The 17,186-nt window shown below is 63.7% G+C and carries 19 protein-coding genes; 17 read left to right on the top strand and 2 right to left on the bottom strand.

The genetic code is table 11. The features are described from left to right. Nucleotides 1-89 precede the first annotated feature (89 nt). Nucleotides 90-578, top strand: coding sequence for an ATP-binding cassette domain-containing protein (locus NNZ72_RS21645; protein ID WP_257317737.1), 489 nt, complete (start codon nucleotides 90-92; stop codon nucleotides 576-578). Between the two features lie 19 nt (nucleotides 579-597). After that, on the top strand, nucleotides 598-1,710 hold the full coding sequence (locus tag NNZ72_RS21640; RefSeq protein ID WP_257317740.1) for an ABC transporter substrate-binding protein: 1,113 nt from the start codon (nucleotides 598-600) through the stop codon (nucleotides 1,708-1,710). 61 nt (nucleotides 1,711-1,771) lie between these two features. On the opposite strand, the gene NNZ72_RS21635 is transcribed toward NNZ72_RS21640, so the two are convergent. After that, nucleotides 1,772-2,383 (bottom strand): TetR/AcrR family transcriptional regulator, encoded by a 612-nt coding sequence (locus NNZ72_RS21635; protein ID WP_257317736.1) that lies wholly within the window; start codon nucleotides 2,381-2,383, stop codon nucleotides 1,772-1,774. 266 nt (nucleotides 2,384-2,649) lie between these two features. Between NNZ72_RS21635 and NNZ72_RS21630 the strand changes: the two genes are divergently transcribed. The 4 genes from NNZ72_RS21630 to NNZ72_RS21615 all read left to right on the top strand — a co-directional run bounded on the left by NNZ72_RS21630 (nucleotide 2,650) and on the right by NNZ72_RS21615 (nucleotide 6,796). Beyond that, a complete protein-coding gene (locus NNZ72_RS21630; RefSeq protein ID WP_257317734.1) occupies nucleotides 2,650-3,579 on the top strand; it encodes a LysR family transcriptional regulator in 930 nt (309 codons plus the stop codon). A 158-nt stretch (nucleotides 3,580-3,737) separates the two neighbouring features. Continuing rightward, a complete protein-coding gene (locus tag NNZ72_RS21625) occupies nucleotides 3,738-5,726 on the top strand; it encodes a conjugal transfer protein TraG (protein ID WP_257317733.1) in 1,989 nt (662 codons plus the stop codon). Between the two features lie 10 nt (nucleotides 5,727-5,736). Beyond that, complete coding sequence (locus NNZ72_RS21620) at nucleotides 5,737-6,216, top strand: CopG family transcriptional regulator (protein WP_257317731.1); 480 nt, start codon at nucleotides 5,737-5,739, stop codon at nucleotides 6,214-6,216. Nucleotides 6,217-6,343: 127 nt separating this feature from the next. Next, complete coding sequence (locus NNZ72_RS21615) at nucleotides 6,344-6,796, top strand: GNAT family N-acetyltransferase (RefSeq protein WP_257317729.1); 453 nt, start codon at nucleotides 6,344-6,346, stop codon at nucleotides 6,794-6,796. Nucleotides 6,797-6,813: 17 nt separating this feature from the next. Here NNZ72_RS21615 and NNZ72_RS21610 read toward each other — a convergent pair whose 3' ends face one another. Next, the gene (locus NNZ72_RS21610; RefSeq protein WP_257317728.1) at nucleotides 6,814-7,383 is read right to left on the bottom strand and encodes an ATP-binding protein; all 570 of its coding nucleotides are present in this window, start codon (nucleotides 7,381-7,383) and stop codon (nucleotides 6,814-6,816) included. A 209-nt stretch (nucleotides 7,384-7,592) separates the two neighbouring features. Between NNZ72_RS21610 and trbB the strand changes: the two genes are divergently transcribed. From trbB to NNZ72_RS21555, 11 genes are read left to right on the top strand one after another with little or no spacing between them, the layout of a single operon-like run. After that, entirely contained in the window at nucleotides 7,593-8,588 is a 996-nt protein-coding gene (gene trbB / locus NNZ72_RS21605; RefSeq protein ID WP_257317726.1) for a P-type conjugative transfer ATPase TrbB, read from the top strand. Then, the gene (locus NNZ72_RS21600) at nucleotides 8,585-8,917 is read left to right on the top strand and encodes a TrbC/VirB2 family type IV secretion system protein (protein ID WP_257317725.1); all 333 of its coding nucleotides are present in this window, start codon (nucleotides 8,585-8,587) and stop codon (nucleotides 8,915-8,917) included. The genes trbB and NNZ72_RS21600 overlap by 4 nt, the downstream gene beginning before the upstream one ends. Next, on the top strand, nucleotides 8,917-9,198 hold the full coding sequence (locus NNZ72_RS21595) for a VirB3 family type IV secretion system protein (RefSeq protein WP_257317723.1): 282 nt from the start codon (nucleotides 8,917-8,919) through the stop codon (nucleotides 9,196-9,198). Before NNZ72_RS21600 ends, NNZ72_RS21595 begins: the two co-directional genes overlap by 1 nt. A 10-nt stretch (nucleotides 9,199-9,208) precedes the next feature. Further along, entirely contained in the window at nucleotides 9,209-11,665 is a 2,457-nt protein-coding gene (trbE, locus tag NNZ72_RS21590) for a conjugal transfer protein TrbE (RefSeq protein ID WP_257317721.1), read from the top strand. Continuing rightward, a complete protein-coding gene (trbJ, locus tag NNZ72_RS21585; protein WP_257317719.1) occupies nucleotides 11,662-12,444 on the top strand; it encodes a P-type conjugative transfer protein TrbJ in 783 nt (260 codons plus the stop codon). The genes trbE and trbJ overlap by 4 nt, the downstream gene beginning before the upstream one ends. 14 nt (nucleotides 12,445-12,458) lie before the next feature. Then, nucleotides 12,459-12,725 carry a putative entry exclusion protein TrbK-alt gene (gene trbK-alt / locus NNZ72_RS21580; protein ID WP_257317718.1) on the top strand — a complete coding sequence of 89 codons (267 nt, stop codon included), beginning with the start codon at nucleotides 12,459-12,461 and terminating at the stop codon, nucleotides 12,723-12,725. Nucleotides 12,726-12,727: 2 nt separating this feature from the next. Continuing rightward, nucleotides 12,728-14,113: a P-type conjugative transfer protein TrbL gene (trbL, locus tag NNZ72_RS21575; RefSeq protein WP_257317716.1), complete on the top strand. Its 1,386-nt coding sequence runs from the start codon at nucleotides 12,728-12,730 to the stop codon at nucleotides 14,111-14,113. Beyond that, entirely contained in the window at nucleotides 14,110-14,799 is a 690-nt protein-coding gene (gene trbF, locus NNZ72_RS21570) for a conjugal transfer protein TrbF (protein WP_257317714.1), read from the top strand. Before trbL ends, trbF begins: the two co-directional genes overlap by 4 nt. Further along, nucleotides 14,796-15,791 carry a P-type conjugative transfer protein TrbG gene (gene trbG, locus NNZ72_RS21565; RefSeq protein ID WP_257317712.1) on the top strand — a complete coding sequence of 332 codons (996 nt, stop codon included), beginning with the start codon at nucleotides 14,796-14,798 and terminating at the stop codon, nucleotides 15,789-15,791. Before trbF ends, trbG begins: the two co-directional genes overlap by 4 nt. After that, the gene (locus NNZ72_RS21560) at nucleotides 15,788-16,924 is read left to right on the top strand and encodes a TraB/TrbI/VirB10 family type IV secretion system protein (protein ID WP_257317711.1); all 1,137 of its coding nucleotides are present in this window, start codon (nucleotides 15,788-15,790) and stop codon (nucleotides 16,922-16,924) included. Before trbG ends, NNZ72_RS21560 begins: the two co-directional genes overlap by 4 nt. Before the next feature lie 2 nt (nucleotides 16,925-16,926). Then, nucleotides 16,927-17,154 (top strand): DUF2274 domain-containing protein, encoded by a 228-nt coding sequence (locus NNZ72_RS21555; RefSeq protein WP_257317710.1) that lies wholly within the window; start codon nucleotides 16,927-16,929, stop codon nucleotides 17,152-17,154. The last annotated feature ends 32 nt before the right edge of the window (nucleotides 17,155-17,186 follow it).

Raw genomic sequence — 17,186 nt, 5'->3', positions numbered from 1 at the left:
GACGCGCCAGCATTGGCCGCATAACTTAAACCAAACGGTCTCCGGAAAAGCCGGGCCGGTTCACTCCGCTTCCCTTTTCGGCCATCGAAATGGTCGTGATGGGACGCTCTCGTGCGCTCGGTGTGTTCGGATCACCCCGAAAGCAGGACTACCAAATCGCCCATGAAGCTCTCAGCGAAGTCGGATTGTCAGGTCTTGCCTATCACGCATTCGACAAGCTCTCAGGCGGAGAGCGTCAACTCGTGCTGGTCGCACGGGCTCTGGCGAGCGAAGCCACAACGATCATTCTCGATGAACCCGCTTCTGCCCTCGATCTCGCCAATCAAAGCCGGCTTCTTGGCATCATACGCGATCTCAAGGAGCGTTCGCGTTGCACGCTCATCTTCAGCACGCACGTTCCCCAGCATGCTCTGCAGGTCGCTGACGAAACCGTGCTGATGCTTCCACAAGGGCAGACCGTTCAAGGTCGCAGTGCTGCGATCCTGACTGAAATCAATATGACCGAGCTGTATGGAATCCCGGTATGCCGTGTCCCGGTGCCCGGTCAGGTTGACGCCATCGTACCGATCTTCCGTTGAACATTGTCTGGTGACCAAGATGAAACTTTGGACATTCAATCGCCGCGACCTGATGAAGTCGCTTGCGCTTGGCGTTGCCGGCTGTTTGGCAGGCGGCAACGCACTGGCGAACGACAATGAGGTAAGTTTTGTCGATCTGGCCGGAACGGAGCATATCCTCGATGCACCGGCGACGCGCATTGTCGATCTCGTCGTGCTGTCGGCATTCGTAATTGCGGCGCATGGAAATCCAGATCGTCTAATCGCAGTCCATCCCCGCAACCGGGACGAGTTTGAACGGGGGTTCCTGCATCGTATTTTTCCGCGTGTTCTTGATATCGATACCAGCATCATCGTTGGCTCGGACTTCAATCCCAACGTCGAAGCCGTCGCAAACTACGCGCCGGATGTCGTACTTCAATGGGGAGATATGGGAAATGACCTGTTCCGCCCTCTCGAGAACGCGGGACTCCGCGTGGCGAAATACCAGGAAGTTCGGGAAGGAGCCGATGAAACGATCGAGCGGCTCTTGTTGATGCTCGGCGCGATGATTGGAGATACGTCGCGTGCCGAAAGGCTTATCACCTATCGACGTTCGGTTGACGGGCGGCTGAGAACGCGGACGGACCGATTGGCGCCGGACGAACGTCCTTCCGCGTTGATACTGACGGTCGGAGGAAACAGCTTCTATGCTTCTGGCGGCGGGGCCGAGGGAACCTACTCGTTCTACCTTTATCGGGCGGGGGGAGTGAATGCCGCCGCAGACCTTCCGAACTTTGCCCAAGTCAGCGCGGAGCAGATCGCGGCCATGGCGCCTGACTGCATTTTTCTGTTCAATGTTCCAGGCGTTTCTCCCTCGAATATTCTCGATCACCCCATACTAGGGCTGACACCCGCGGCCCTCAGCAGTCGAGTATATCTGATGCCGACAGGTTCACATCATTGGGGATCAGTAGGGCCAGAAGATCCGCTCACGTCACTTTGGATGGCTGAGCTGCTACATCCAGGCCGTTCAGACTGGAATCTACGAAACGAGCTGGCATTCGCGTATCGCTCCATGTTCGGCCAAGCTTTTAGCGATGATGATCTCGACGAGGTTCTCCACGTCGCGGTCAATCGCAACAGTGCGGAATATGAGCGCTTCTTAGCTTAAGTTGGAGGCTTCGATTGTGCCCTTCTAGCGTGATCCTCGAAAGGACACACCGTTTCGCATCCTATGGAGCTAGTCCGACGACCCTCCGACTTAACATCTCTATCTCCTTGACCATTTTTCTCTTCGTGATCGGATTTGAGCTGAATATTAAATCATCAATCACGCCATGCAGCGCCGAATAGAGGTAGACGGCGACAAAATGGGGGCTACCGATAGACCATGCGCCAGACTGTTGTCCTGAGGACAACAGCTCTTCGAGCGGGGTGACTATGATGTTGGTGAGGTTGCCGTTCGGTATCTGAGGGTGCTTGTGAAACAACATGTCCACCAGAGGCGCGTCATTTAGATAGCCATCCACGCTGGCCCCTACCCACGCCGCCAACTTCCCTGCGAAATCATCTTCGCTTTCGTTATTTATTTCAACGCGAACCTTCCGAACATATTCCTCGACAAACCGCGATGCCAGCGCCGCATGGATATCTTCTTTCGAGTTGAAATAGATGTAGAAGGTCCCTTTGGCGACTTCCGCGACATTGGTGATCTGATCGACAGTAGTATGGTTCACGCCATGCTCGATGAACAGGCGCTGAGCGGCGTTCATAAGGTCATCGCGTCGCTCTTCGGGCGGCTTTGTCCTTGGGCGCTTTGGAGGCTGGGCATCGGCGGACGTCATCTGAAGCTTCTCCTGAAGTGACTGGACCGCAGTCACCTCAGTTCTATCTCACGGATTTGCGAGCGCATCAACGCGTACACCGCACATGCCTTGGGTCATTCCCACGTGAACTTCACGGAGAGTTTAATGACTAACGGTCAGTCATGATGTATACAGGATCGTCAGAATAGTCTCTGGCGCAGCGGCGACGTACACGGAAACAACTACGGTATCGAACTATGAGGCGGCGTGTAAGCAAGCGCGGATATTGGAGCTCGTCGGCCTCTATGCTCGGAGAGCGCTCCCCCTTAGGAGGCCGCATACCGCTGGCGGCGCTGATTCAGACTGTCGCCGTCGCCGAACACCTGAACTTCCGCCATGCCGCGAACGCTCTCGGTGTGGCGCAATCCAGCGTTAGTGCGCGTGTGAAGGCGCTGGAGGAAGACCTTGGCATACTCCTATTCGAGCGACACGCACGAGGTGTCCGGCTCACCGAAGCCGGTCGGCATTTCATCGAGCGGGTGGCGAAAGGCATCGATCAGCTCGACCATGCGGTCAGAACCGCCGGCATGGTGGCGCGGGGAGAGCATGGCCGGCTGCGCGTCGGCATCCACGCCCTGATCCCCGGCAGTTTCCTCGCCACCCTGATCGAACATTATCGCGAACAGCATCCGGGGGTTGACGTCGAGATCGCTGAGGGCACCGCCCGCGAGAGCGTCATGCAGCTCCGGGCCAACAGGCTGGACCTCACCTTCGTGGTTGGCTCGCCGGATTTCCCCGACTGTCATTCCCGCCTGATATGGAGCGAACGGCTTCTCACCGCTGTCCCGTCGAACCATCCGCTCGCGGATGAAACAGGCGTGACTTGGGCCGATCTGGCAAGTGACACCTTCATTGTCCGACAGGGCGGCACAGGACCGCAGGTGCATGACCTCATCGTCATGCGGCTTGCCAATAGCTCCCCGGACCTTTCCATTCTGCGCTTCAACGTTGAGCGCGTCACGCTACTGTCGATGGTTGCGCAGGGCTATGGCGTTACCATTGCCGGCGAGTCGTTGGCGCTTCTGCACGCGCCCAACGTGGCGTTCCTGCCAATCCTCGACGAACCCGAACCAATGCCGTTTTCTGCGATCTGGTCTCCGCACAATCGCAGTCCGGCTCTCCGAAGCCTTCTCGACATTGCAGGCCAGATGAGTCGGTCGGGCCGGTCGATCTGACTCGCTCGGCAGTTTACCCGGCCTCGCGATCTCGGTGCGACCCATCCTATTTGCCGCCGATAGTATCCGGCAGCCCTCCCGCATCCCATTTCCTGTTGCCTGTCCCGATTTTGCCTACTCTCTGATCGGCTCCGTCTCTTTCCCGACTGGAGCCTGCATTGCGCGGAGGCCGAATCCTTTGGGGTCAAATCGCTGTCGTCTTCACCATCGTTCTGGTGATGGTGTGGGCAGCGACGCAATGGACGGCGTTCCGCCTTGGCTTCCAGCCGCAGCTTGGAACGCAATGGTTCGAGATTGTTGGCTGGCCGGTCTATTATCCACCGGCCTTCTTCTGGTGGTGGTTTTCCTTCGACGCCTATGCGCCCGCGATCTTCGTCGAGGGCGGCATCATCGCGGTATCGGGCGGCTTCGTCGCCATCGCCGCCGCCATCTTCATGTCGATCGTCCGAGCACGCGAGGCGCGCAACGTCGCTACCTATGGCTCGGCGCGATGGGCCGAGGACAGAGAAATCCGCGCGGCCGGATTGCTCGGCCCCGATGGCGTCCTGCTTGGCCGCTACGAGCGCGACTATCTCCGGCATGACGGTCCCGAGCATGTCCTATGCTTCGCCCCGACGCGCAGCGGCAAAGGCGTGGGGCTGGTGGTGCCGACGCTGCTGACATGGCCAGGAAGCTGCATCGTCCACGACATCAAGGGCGAGAACTGGACGCTGACAGCGGGCTTCCGCGCGAAACATGGCCGCGTCCTGTTGTTCGATCCGACCAACCTGAGTTCGTCGGCGTACAACCCACTGCTGGAGGTCCGGCAAGGGGAATGGGAAGTCCGCGACGTACAGAACATAGCGGATATTCTGGTCGATCCAGAAGGCAGTCTCGACAAGCGCAACCATTGGGAAAAGACTTCCCATTCGCTGCTGGTCGGCGCGATCCTGCATGTTCTCTACGCGGAGAAGGACAAGACGCTGGCCGGCGTCGCCAACTTCCTGTCCGACCCCCGCCGTCCTGTCGAAGTGACGCTACGTGCGATGATGGGCACGGCGCACCTGGGCGATGCCGGTGTGCATCCCGTCGTGGCGTCGGCTGCGCGCGAGTTGCTGAATAAAGCCGAAAATGAACGATCTGGCGTGCTCTCCACCGCCATGTCGTTTCTCGGGCTCTACCGCGATCCTGTCGTGGCAGCAGTGACGGCGCGCTGCGACTGGCGCATTGCCGATCTGGTCAGCAGCGAGAAGCCGGTCACGCTCTATCTAGTCGTGCCGCCGTCCGACATAAACCGCACCAAGCCCCTCATCCGCCTGATACTCAACCAGATCGGCAGGCGGTTGACCGAGGAACTGACCACCTCCGGCAAGCGCCATCGCCTGCTGTTGATGCTGGACGAGTTTCCGGCGCTCGGCCGGCTCGATTTCTTTGAATCGGCGCTCGCCTTCATGGCGGGCTACGGCATCAAAGGCTTCCTGATCGCGCAGAGCCTCAACCAGATTGAGCGCGCCTATGGGCCGAACAATGCGATCCTCGACAACTGCCATGTGCGCGTCAGCTTCGCCACGAACGACGAACGCACCGCTAAGCGGGTGAGCGACGCGCTCGGCACCGCGACCGAGCTGCGCGATTCCACCAACTACGCCGGGCACAGGCTGGCCCCATGGCTCGGGCATCTCATGGTGTCGCGGCAGGAGACGGCCCGGCCGCTGCTCACGCCGGGCGAAATCATGCAGCTTCCGCCGACCGACGAAATTGTCATGGTCGCCGGCACGCCCCCGATCCGCGCCACCAAGGCCCGGTATTTCGAGGATGCGCGATTTCAGGAACGCATCCTGAACCCGCCCGATCTGGTCGCCGCTCCGCTGGCGCCCAGCCTATCCACAGATGATTGGTCCGGCCGCGTGGTCGCGGCGGAAAGCCGTTCCGCGACCGATGCCGCAGACGGGACCGAGGGCGATCCGGCCAATGCCGGCATCCGCCGCGAGCCGGAATTGCCAAGCCAGGAGGAAATCGTCACGCCGCCGCCGTCGCCCGAACAGGAGTTCGAGTTTCTGGACGACGAGCCGGACGTTGACGCGGCCAAGGCCCGCACTATCCGCCAGCGCATGAGGATGGTCGCGCGGCAGGTCGCCATGAACCCCGATGATGGAATCGAGCTTTGAGGACACGCCCATGACCACGCGCACCCGCCTGAATATCTATTTCGACCCCGCGCTCATTCCGCAGATCGAGGCGATGGCGCTGCGCCGCTCGGTGGCCCTGCGCCGCAATGTCTCGAAATCCGCCATCGTGGAGGCGGCGGTCATGTCCTACCTGTCCGGCGATGCCGACGACCAGCTTGAAGCTGCCATGTCTCGCCGCCTCGACAAGCTCGGCCGCCAGATCGACACGCTCGACCGGGATCTCGCCGTTCTCGGCGAGACGGTCGCGCAGTTCATCCATTACTGGATGACGATTACACCGCCTTTACCGGATGCAGCGAGACAATCAGCCCGCGCCAAAGCAGCAGAGCGGTTCGAGGGCTTCATGCAAAATCTTGGCCGGCGTCTGGCGACAGGAGACAGGTTCCTCAAGGAACTGTCGCGGGATGTATCCGGTGATGAGGCCCTTGGTTTAGCGGCTGAGCCTCAGACCATTGAACGCGGCACATGAGGCGGATATGCTTGATCGAAGCAGAAGGAGATTTATGCGCAGAGGTTTCTAGTGAGCCGCATTGAGCGGTGTCGTTCGGCACGATGGTTCGCCGACCCTCTTCGCATGTCTTTTCTGCAGGAATATCATGACACAAAATGACGTTATTATCCGGCCATTCAATTTGGCATCGGACACAAGAACGCTGTCAGCCATATGGCTCGAGGCGTCCCTCATCGCGCATCCCTTCATCGGCAGGCAGCGCCTGCTTGAACAGCGTCTGCTGATCGAAGACAAATATCTACCTGGTTCCGAGACTTGGGTTGCCTGCCAAGGGAACAAGTCGCTCGGTTTCATCAGCCTCCTCGACAAATTCGTCGGCGGCATTTTCGTTGAACCCGGACAACAGGGAAAGGGCGTCGGACGCCAGCTGATCTCCTATGCGCTGGAAAGGAAAGGGGAACTCTCGCTCGAAGTTTATACGCAGAACGAACAGGCCGTCCGCTTCTATACGAGCCTTGGTTTCAGAGAAGTCTCACGTCGTCCTTACGATGATGAGGGCATGCCGTTCGAGAACGCGCGATTGACGCTGAGCACATGAACTTTGGAGAGGGCGGGCTAACTCCCCGCCCTCTCACCAATGATTGCGATCTCGCTCGCTACCACGTCTGCCAGCTCATCTATCGGCTTCTCGCCTTGCAGTCTGAGAACCGGAGCCGTTTGCTGGCCAAGCCAGCGTTCATGTTGAGCGAGGTTCCGTCCAGTGAACTGCGGGTCATCGTAGCCTGATGCCCATGTCCGAAACGCCACATGCGCTTCGTGCATGTCCCCACCGGGAAGGATGCGCTCACCGTGGCGCGCCGCCTCGCGCTGGTCGAGACGTTGCAGTCTGATGGCGGTAGGCGTGTAGAGAAAGACAATCAGATCAACGTCACGGATCAGGGCCTCACCCCATCCGATGAAGGAACCGGTCAATATCCATCCTTGGGGCGCAGCTTGCTGTTCCGCAATCAGCTTCACGCGCTCCTCGGGCGGTCGTTTGACGCTGAAAGGCGGGTCCGTCGGCATCCAATAGAAGTCATCGACATCGATATGCGGAATGTCGAACCGTTTTGTCAGCGCCGCGCCGAGCGTCGAAACGCCCGAACAGGACGCTCCCGTTATGTATATTTTCGGCCTGCCGCGCATTCAGATCGATTCCTTTGTCACTTCCGGCATAGATATTATCCCTGTCTGACCTTCTCAACATCGGTTGGCTTGCCCATCCTATTTACCGCCGTTCGCCGCCGATCACCGCCGCCTCTTAGATACTTGTTGAACCGGCCGTATTTCGGTCTCTCTTAATCGACCCCGATCCGGGGATCGCCTGTCGCGCCCCGTAAAGAAACGGGGCCGACATGACCAGCAACCACCAAAAACCGGAAGCCATTGCGCGCGGCGCGCGCATGTTGCGCACCGCGCTCGGGCCGGCAATCGCGCGCCTGCTCGAAGACCCGGCCGTGGTCGAGGTGATGCTGAATCCCGATGGCCGCCTTTGGGTGGACCGGCTTTCCGAAGGGCTGGTCGACACGGGCGAACGCCTGTCCGCCGCCGATGGCGAACGCATCGTGCGGCTGGTGGCCCATCATGTCGGCGCGGAGGTTCATGCGCGATCCCCGCGCGTCTCGGCCGAGCTTCCCGAAACCGGTGAGCGGTTTGAAGGTCTATTGCCGCCCGTGGTTGCCGCCCCGACCTTTGCCATCCGCAAGCCCGCCGTCGCGGTGTTCACGCTCGACGACTATGTGGCGGCCGGCATCATGACCGCCGACCAGGCGGAAACGCTGCGCGAAGCCGTCGCAGCCCGCGCTAACATCCTCGTGGCGGGCGGCACGTCCACCGGCAAGACCACGCTGACCAATGCGCTGCTCGCCGAGGTGGCGAAAACGCAGGATCGCGTCGTCATCATCGAGGACACGCGCGAGCTGCAATGCGCCGCGCCGAACCTTGTCGCCATGCGGACGAAAGACGGCGTGGCGACGCTTTCCGATCTGGTCCGGTCCTCGCTGCGCCTGCGCCCTGATCGCATCCCCATCGGCGAGGTGCGCGGCTCCGAAGCCCTCGACCTTCTGAAAGCGTGGGGCACCGGCCATCCCGGTGGGATCGGAACCATCCATGCAGGCACCGGCATCGGTGCGCTCCGTCGTCTAGAACAGCTCATCCAAGAGGCTGTCGTCACCGTCCCGCGCGCCCTGATCGCCGAGACAATCGACCTTGTTGCCGTCCTTTCCGGTCGCGGTTCCGCGCGCCGGCTGGCCGAGCTTACCCGCGTCGAAGGGCTGGGGCCGGACGGCGACTACCGCATCACGCATCCCATCCCTTCGGCAACCCCCACCAGCACAGGAGAATCTTCATGATCCGCACGATTTCGCGCGGCTATCGCCGCATGGCGACCGCCGCATCCGCCCTTGCCATCAGTCTCATGCTCGCCCCGGCCGCCCATGCGTCCGGTTCGTCGATGCCGTGGGAAGCGCCCCTCCAAAGCATCCTGCAATCCATTGAGGGGCCGGTCGCCAAGATCATCGCCATCATCATCATCATCGTGACCGGCCTGACCCTCGCGTTCGGCGATACGGGCGGCGGCTTTCGCAAGCTGATCCAGATTGTGTTCGGCCTGTCCATCGCGTTCGCGGCGTCGAGCTTCTTCCTGTCGTTCTTCTCGTTCGGCGGCGGGGCGCTCATCTGATGGCGGGCGGCCTTGAACAACTCGACGCGGTGCCGGGATTTTCAATCCCGGTCCACCGGGCGCTGACCGAGCATATCCTGCTCGGCGGCGCACCGCGCGCCATCGCGATTCTGAACGGAACGCTGGCCGGGGCCGTGGGCCTCGGCCTGCGCCTCTGGCTGGTGGGCCTCGCCCTATGGGCCATCGGCCATTTCGCGGCCGTGTGGGCAGCGAAACGCGATCCCCTCTTTGTCGAGGTCGGGCGGCGGCATCTCCGCATCCCCGGCCATCTGGCGGCGTGAGGGCGCGGCCATGATGAACCTTGCCGAATACCGCCGCACCGCTACCCGGCTCGCCGACTATCTGCCATGGGCCGCATTGGTCGGCTCCGGCGTCGTCTTGAACAAGGACGGGAGTTTTCAGAGGACGGCGAAATTTCGTGGTCCCGATCTGGATTCCGCCGTCGCGGCCGAGCTGGTCGCCGTCGCCGGCCGCATCAACAACGCCGTGCGCCGTCTCGGCTCCGGCTGGAGCATCTTCGTCGAGGCACAGCGCAGCGAGGCCGCGACCTATCCCGACAGCACATTTCCCGATGCCGCGTCGGCGCTGGTCGATGCCGAGCGGAAAGCCGGTTTCGAGGAAGCGGACGCGCATTTCGTGTCCGGCTACTTCCTCACCTTCCTCTGGCTGCCCCCGGCCGAGGAAGCCGCTCGCACTGAGGCATGGCTCTATGAGGGCCGGGAGAAAACGGGCGTGGACCCGTGGGAAGTCCTGCGCGGCTTCATCGACCGCACCGACCGCGTGCTGGCCTTGCTCGACGGCTTCATGCCCGAGTGCCGTTGGATGGATGACAGCGCGACGCTGACCTACCTGCATTCCACCATCTCGACCAGCCGCCATCGCGTGCGCGTGCCCGAGGTGCCCATGCACCTCGACGCGCTGCTCGCCGACCAGCCGTTGACCGGCGGGCTGGAGCCGCGCCTTGGCGACGCGCATCTGCGCGTCCTGACCATCGTTGGCTTCCCGACCGCGACGACGCCCGGCCTGCTCGACGAGATGAACCGGCTGCCGTTTCCATATCGGTGGAGCACGCGGGCGATCCTGCTCGACAAGACAGATGCGACCCGGCTGCTGACCCGCATCCGTCGCCAGTGGTTCGCCAAGCGCAAGAGCGTCGCCGCGATTCTGAAAGAGGTGATGACCAACGAGGCGTCCGCGCTTGTGGACACCGACGCCGCCAACAAGGCGCTCGACGCGGACATGGCGTTGCAGGAGCTTGGTGCGGACGTGGCGGGCATCGCCTACGTCACGGCAACCGTCACCGTTTGGGATGCCGACCCGCGCGTGGCGCAAGAGAAGCTGCGCCTGGTCGAGAAGATCGTTCAGGGCCGCGACTTCACCGCCATGGCCGAGACCGTCAACGCAGTTGACGCATGGCTCGGCTCGCTGCCGGGCCATGCCTACGCGAACGTGCGGCAACCGCCCATCAGCACTTTGAATCTCGCCCACATGATCCCGCTTTCGGCGGTGTGGGCGGGGCCGGAACGGGACGAGCATTTCGGCGACGCTCCATTGCTTTACGCTAGGACCGAAGGCTCAACCCCGTTCCGGCTAAGTCTCCATGTCGGCGACGTGGGCCATACCCTTGTCGTCGGCCCCACGGGCGCGGGCAAGAGCGTGCTGCTCGCCCTCATGGCGCTCCAGTTCCGCCGTTACGCAGGATCGCAGGTCTTCGTCTTCGACTTCGGCGGCAGCATCCGCGCCGCCGCACTCGCCATGGGCGGGGATTGGCACGATTTGGGCGGTGGCCTCACGGAAGGAGACGAGGCGTCCGTTTCGCTCCAGCCGCTTGCCCGCATCCACGACGCCTATGAACGCGCATGGGCGGCGGACTGGATTGCGGCCATTCTCATGCGCGAGGGGCTGGCGATCACGCCCGAGGTGAAAGAGCATCTTTGGACGGCGCTGACCTCGCTGGCGTCCGCGCCGGTCGAAGAACGCACCATCACCGGCCTCAGCGTTCTGTTGCAATCCAACGATCTGAAACAGGCGCTCCGGCCGTTCTGCGTCGGCGGTGCCTATGGCCGGTTGCTCGACGCCGAAGCCGAACATCTCGGCTCGGCCGATGTGCAGGCGTTCGAGATCGAGGGGCTTGTCGGGACCGGCGCAGCTCCGGCCGTCCTGTCCTACTTGTTCCATCGCATCGGCGACCGGCTCGACGGTCGCCCAACGCTGCTTATCATAGATGAAGGCTGGCTTGCACTGGACGACGAGGGGTTTGCCGGCCAGCTCCGCGAATGGCTGAAAACGCTGCGCAAGAAGAACGCCAGCGTCATCTTCGCCACGCAAAGCCTGTCCGACATTGACGGCAGCGCCATCGCGCCTGCGATCATCGAAAGCTGCCCGACGCGGCTCTTGCTGCCGAACGAGCGCGCCATCGAGCCGCAGATCACGGCCATCTATCGCCGCTTCGGCCTAAATGACCGCCAGATCGAAATCCTCGCACGGGCGACGCCCAAGCGGGATTACTACTGCCAGTCGCGGCGCGGCAACCGGCTGTTCGAGCTGGGCCTGTCCGAAGTCGGCCTCGCGCTCTGCGCCGCATCCGCCAAGTCCGACCAGACCGAAATCGCGCGCATCCATGCCGAGCACGGCCGCGCCGGTTTCCTCGCCGCATGGCTGCGCGAGCGCGGCGTCGATTGGGCGGCCGACCTGATCCCGAACCTCACCAATCTCATCCCGCAGCCCGAAAAGGAGGCCCAACCATGACTATTTGTCGTTCGTGCTCGCGCGCCATTTTCATGGCGGCGACAATCCTCGCCCCGCCCGTCGCGTTGTCGCCCATGCTGGCAAGCCCGGCCCATGCGCAATTCGGCTTCGGCCGGATCGTTTATGACCCGACCAACTACGCGCAGAACCTGCTTACCGCCGCGCGCACGCTGGAGCAGATCAACAACCAGATCACCTCGCTCCAGAACGAAGCGCAGATGCTCATCAATCAAGCCCGCAATCTGGCGAGCCTGCCGCATAGCTCGCTCCAGCAGATTCAGCAGAACGTCCAGCGCACGCAGCAGCTACTCGGCCAAGCGCAGAACATCGCCTTCGAGGTCGGGCAGATCGACCAAGCGTTCCAGCAGCAATATGGCAACGTCTCGCTTTCGACAACCGACGCTCAGCTTGTCGCCGATGCGCGCAGCCGGTGGGAGAACACGGTCGGCGGCTTGCAGGACGCGATGCGCGTGCAGGCAGGGGCGGTCGGCAATATCGACAGCAACCGTTCCGAGATGGCCGCGCTGGTCGGCCAGAGCCAAGGCGCGACCGGGGCATTGCAGGCGACGCAGGCCGGCAACCAGCTTCTCGCCCTCCAGTCGCAGCAGCTTTCCGACCTGATCGCGGTCATCTCGGCGAACGGGCGGGCCGATGCGCTGACCGAGGCCGAGCGCGCGACCGCCGCCGAACAGGGCCGCATCCAGCGCGAGCGATTCCTGACGCCGGGCAGCGGCTATCAGCCCGGCAACGCGCGGATGTTCAACAACGGCAACAACTGACGGGGAGGCTCGCCATGGACGGCAAGATGCTGGCCCGGCTCGGGGCCGTGGTGTTCGTTGCGATTGCCTTGACAGTGACCGCAATCGACATGGTGCGGAAGGATGAACCTTCCGCGCCGCCTCCTGCGCCGGCCCTACAGCCGCCGACTGACCCGCTGCGCGAGACCCTGCGCCGTTGCCAGCGGCTCGGCGAGGCGGCGGCGAGTGACAGCGACTGCCTCGCCGCATGGGCAGAATCCCGCGACCGTTTCCTCGGTCGTGACCGCAGCGAGGCACGCTGACCATGGGGAACACGGGCGTCATCGACAATTTCCTCGGGGTCTTCACCTCCTACATCGACAGCGGCTTCGGCCTGCTCGGCGGCGAGGTCGCCTTCATCGCCACGACGCTGATCGTCATCGACGTGACGCTGGCCGCGCTCTTTTGGGCGTGGGGCGCGGATGACGACATTATCGCGCGGCTGGTGAAGAAGACCCTGTTTGTCGGCGTCTTCGCCTACATCATTTCCAACTGGAACAACCTCGCCCGCATCGTCTTCGAGAGCTTCGCCGGTCTCGGCCTCATGGCATCGGGGACGAGCTTTTCCGTTGCCGATCTGATGCGGCCGGGCCGCGTCGCGCAGACCGGCCTCGACGCCGGACGACCGCTGCTCGATTCCATTTCCGACCTGATGGGCTGGATCGCGTTCTTCGAGAACTTCATCCAGATCGCGTGCCTGCTGTTCGCATGGGCGCTGGTGGTGCTGGCCTTCTTCATCCTCGCCATCCAGCTTTTCGTGACGTTGATCGAGTTCAAGCTGACCACGCTCGCCGGCTTTGTGCTGATCCCCTTCGGCCTGTTCGGCAAGACCGCCTTCATGGCCGAGAAGGTGCTTGGTAATGTGGTGTCGTCCGGCATCAAGGTTCTGGTGCTCGCTGTCATCATCGGCATCGGCAGCACTTTGTTCAGCCAATTCACGGCCGGTTTCGGCGGGGCAACCCCGACCATCGACGACGCCATGGCGATTGTGCTCGCCGCGCTGTCGCTGCTCGGCCTCGGCATCTTTGGCCCCGGCATCGCGAACGGCATCATCTCGGGCGGCCCGCAGCTCGGCGCAGGCGCAGCCGTGGGCACCGGCCTCGCTGCTGGCGGCATGGTGCTTGCTGGCGGTGCGGCGGCTGGCGGCGGGGCCATGCTTGCCGCCAAGGGCGGCGCTGCTGCCCTGTCCGGTGGAGCCGCGGCCGTTCGCGGAGGCGCAACGGCCGCGGGCGCAGCGACCGCTGCCTATAGCCTCGGCTCGCTCGGCCAGACCGGGGCGGCGGGCGTTGCCTCCGGCCTCGGCGGTGTCGCCCGAGCGGCAGGCTCGGCCGCCGTCTCGCCGCTCAAACGCGCAGCCTCCAGCGCAACATCCCAAGCAGGCGAAAGCGTCAAGTCCAGCTTCTCCGCTGGCGCAAAGGCTGGCGTCGGCGCGACTGGCGGCAGCTCGACCATGGGCACGGTCGGCGGCGCGAGCGCCGCCCCGGCCGCCGCGCCGCCGACTTCCCCCAATGGTCCCCCGGCTTGGGCGCAGCGGATGCAGCGCCGGCAGGCCCTCAACCACGGCACCACCATGACCGCCCATGCCGTCCGCTCCGGCGACAGCCACGGCTCCGGTTCCTCCGTCAATCTTTCCGAAAGTGACCGCTCATGACCATCTTCAAACGACCAACAACTCATTACGGCAAATCGCCGGAACCCGAGACGCCCTATCAGAAGGCCGCGCAGGCATGGGACGAGCGCATCGGCTCGGCCCGCGTGCAGGCGAGGAACTGGAGGCTCATGGCGTTGGGCTCGCTGATCCTTTCGGCCGGCTTCGCCTCGGCGCTGGTCTGGCAGTCCGCACGCGGGACCGTGGTGCCTTGGGTGGTGCAAGTGGACAATCTCGGTCAGGCGCAGACCGTCGCGCCTGCCAACGCCGACTATCGGCCGACCGATCCGCAGATTGCTTTCCATCTCGGCCGGTTCATCGAGCAGGTGCGCGCGATCCCGGCCGACGCGATCATTGTCCGCCAGAACTGGCTTCGCGCCTATGAATGGACCACGGATCGCGGCGCGTCGGCATTGAACGATTATGCCCGCGCCAATGATCCCTTCGCCAAGGTCGGCCGGAGCCAAGTCGCCGTCGAGGTGTCGAGCGTCATCCGGGCGTCTCCTAACAGTTTCCGTGTGGCGTGGACGGAACGCCATTTCGAGAACGGCCAGCTTTCTACTACGGAACGATGGACGGCCATCCTCACCATCGTCATCCAGCCGCCGCGCGACGCCGAGCGCCTGCGCGCCAATCCGCTCGGCATCTATGTCAATGCAATTTCTTGGTCGCGGGAGATGAGCCAATGAGGACGATCACCCGCACCCCGGCAATCGGGGCCGTGCTGCTTTCGGCCACCATGCTCGCAGGCTGCGCCACCAACCGGACGCCGCAATTCAGCTACGATGCCAGCGTGCCGCCGCTGCCGACCGTGCAGGCGGCGGCAACCGACAACACGCCCCGGCCGCTGCATGTGCCCCCGGCATGGACCGTCGCACGCGGCGGCACGGCTGCCGGCACGCCGACCGGCCGCGTCGAGAACGCCAATGCAGCCGCTCGCGTCGAGCCGCGCCGGGAAGGCTACTATAACGCGATCCAGATTTATCCGTGGTCGGAAGGCGCGCTCTATCAGGTCTATGCCGCAGTCGGGCAGATCACGACGATCGCGCTGGAGCCGGGCGAAAGCCTGACAGGCGCGGGGCCGATTGCGGCGGGCGACACCGCCCGCTGGATCATCGGCGACACCGAGAGCGGCAGCGGTGCGAACCGCCGTGTCCATATCCTCGTGAAGCCGACGCGCCCGGACATTTCCACGAACCTTGTCGTCACCACCGACCGGCGCACATACATGCTCGAGCTGCGCGCGCGGGAATCGCTCTACATGCCGGCCGTGGCATGGGCCTATCCCGCGCCGCCGCCCGGCCAGCGCCAGACGGTCCCGGCCGCGCCAATCATCCCGGCCGAGGCGGCGCGGAACTATCGCTACGGTCTTCAGGGGGACAGCCCGCCATGGCGGCCGGTTTCCGTCTTCGACGACGGACGCCGCGTCTATGTCGTCTTCCCGGCCGGGATCGTGCAGGGCGAGATGCCGCCGATCTTCGTGCTCGGTTCGGATGGAGAACCGCAGATCGTCAACAGCCGAGTCCACCAGAACGTCCTGATCGTGGACCGCCTGTTTGGCGCGGCCGAGCTGCGCCTTGGCAGCGGCAATCGCCAGCAGACGGTCAGGATCGTCCGCATCAACCCGACGCAGGCGGCAGACGCGCAGCCCGCCAGCGCGACCGGAGGCTCCCCCTCATGACAGACAACACCATCACCGATACCGCCGCGCCCATGCGATTGCGCGCCGAGCCGCCCCGCGTCACCCGTCTGTCCCGCAAGATGCTGGCAGGCGTCGGAGCTGTCGCGCTTCTCGGTATCGGCGGCGCACTGATCTACGCGCTCCAGACCCGCGATGCAGGACCGGGAGGCGAAGAACTCTATTCGACCGAGAACCGGCCCACGGCGGACGGATTGTCCGGCCTGCCGCGCGACTATACCGGCCCGGTGCTCGGCCCCGCGCTGCCCGGCGACCTCGGCCGTCCGATCCTCGACGCGCAGAACAGGGGGCAGCCGGTTGCGCCGCCCGTCATGACGACGCCCGCCGTCGATCCCGAAGAAGAACGCCGCAGGGCCGAGGAAGAAGCCGCGCGCTTGAGCAATGTGTTCTTCCAGTCCGGTCCGCGCACAGGAGCGCCGGCAGGAACGGCCATGCCCGGCCTTGCCGGGCTTGGCCTCGGCGGACAGCCCGCGACACAGGACCGCCACGCGGCGTTTCTCAACGGCCCGGTGGACCGGCAGACCGTCGCGCCGGATCGCGCGATGCCACCGGCTTCGCCCTACATCCTTCAGGCCGGGGCCGTGATCCCGGCCGCGCTCATCACCGGCATCCGTTCCGATCTGCCCGGCCAGATCACCGCGCAGGTGACGGAGAACGTCTATGACAGCCCGACCGGCAGCCTGCTCCTGATCCCGCAGGGAACGCGCATCATCGGCCAATATGATGATGGCGTGACCTTCGGCCAGCGCCGCGTGTTGCTGGTCTGGAACCGCCTGATCCTGCCGGGCGGCCGTTCCATCGTTCTGGAGCGCCTGCCGGGCGCGGACGCCAGCGGCTACGCCGGCCTTGAGGATGGCGTCGATTATCATTGGTGGGATCTGATGAAGGCCGCAGGGCTGTCCACATTGCTCGCAGTCGGCGCGGAGCTGGCGACCAGCGACGAGGACCGGCTTGTCCGGGCCATCCGCGACGGCGCGCAGGATACCGTCAATCAGGCGGGCCAGCAGATCGTGCAGCGCCAGTTGCAGGTTGCGCCGACGCTCACCATCCGCCCCGGCTTCCCGGTCAGGATCATCGTCACCCGCGACCTTGTATTCGAGCCGACAGGAGGTTGACCATGACCAAGCTGAAGCTGGGGCCGCTGCCCGACGACAAGCCCGTCAAAGTCACGGTGGAGCTGCCCGCGCCGCTGCATCGCGATCTGGTCGCCTATGCCGAGGTGCTGGCCCGCGAAACCGGCCAGCCCGCCGCCGATCCCGTCAGGCTGATCGTGCCCATGCTGGAACGGTTCATCGCCACGGATCGTGGCTTCGCAAAGGCAAGGCGGCAGCAAGGTGCGCTCTAAATTCACAATGACTAGCGCACTCGCGAGTCGGT

This window comes from Shinella pollutisoli, assembly GCF_024609765.1.
GTDB lineage: Bacteria > Pseudomonadota > Alphaproteobacteria > Rhizobiales > Rhizobiaceae > Shinella > Shinella pollutisoli.
The sequence above is the reverse complement of the archived record's forward strand: the minus strand, read 5'-3'. Positions and strand labels throughout refer to the sequence as shown.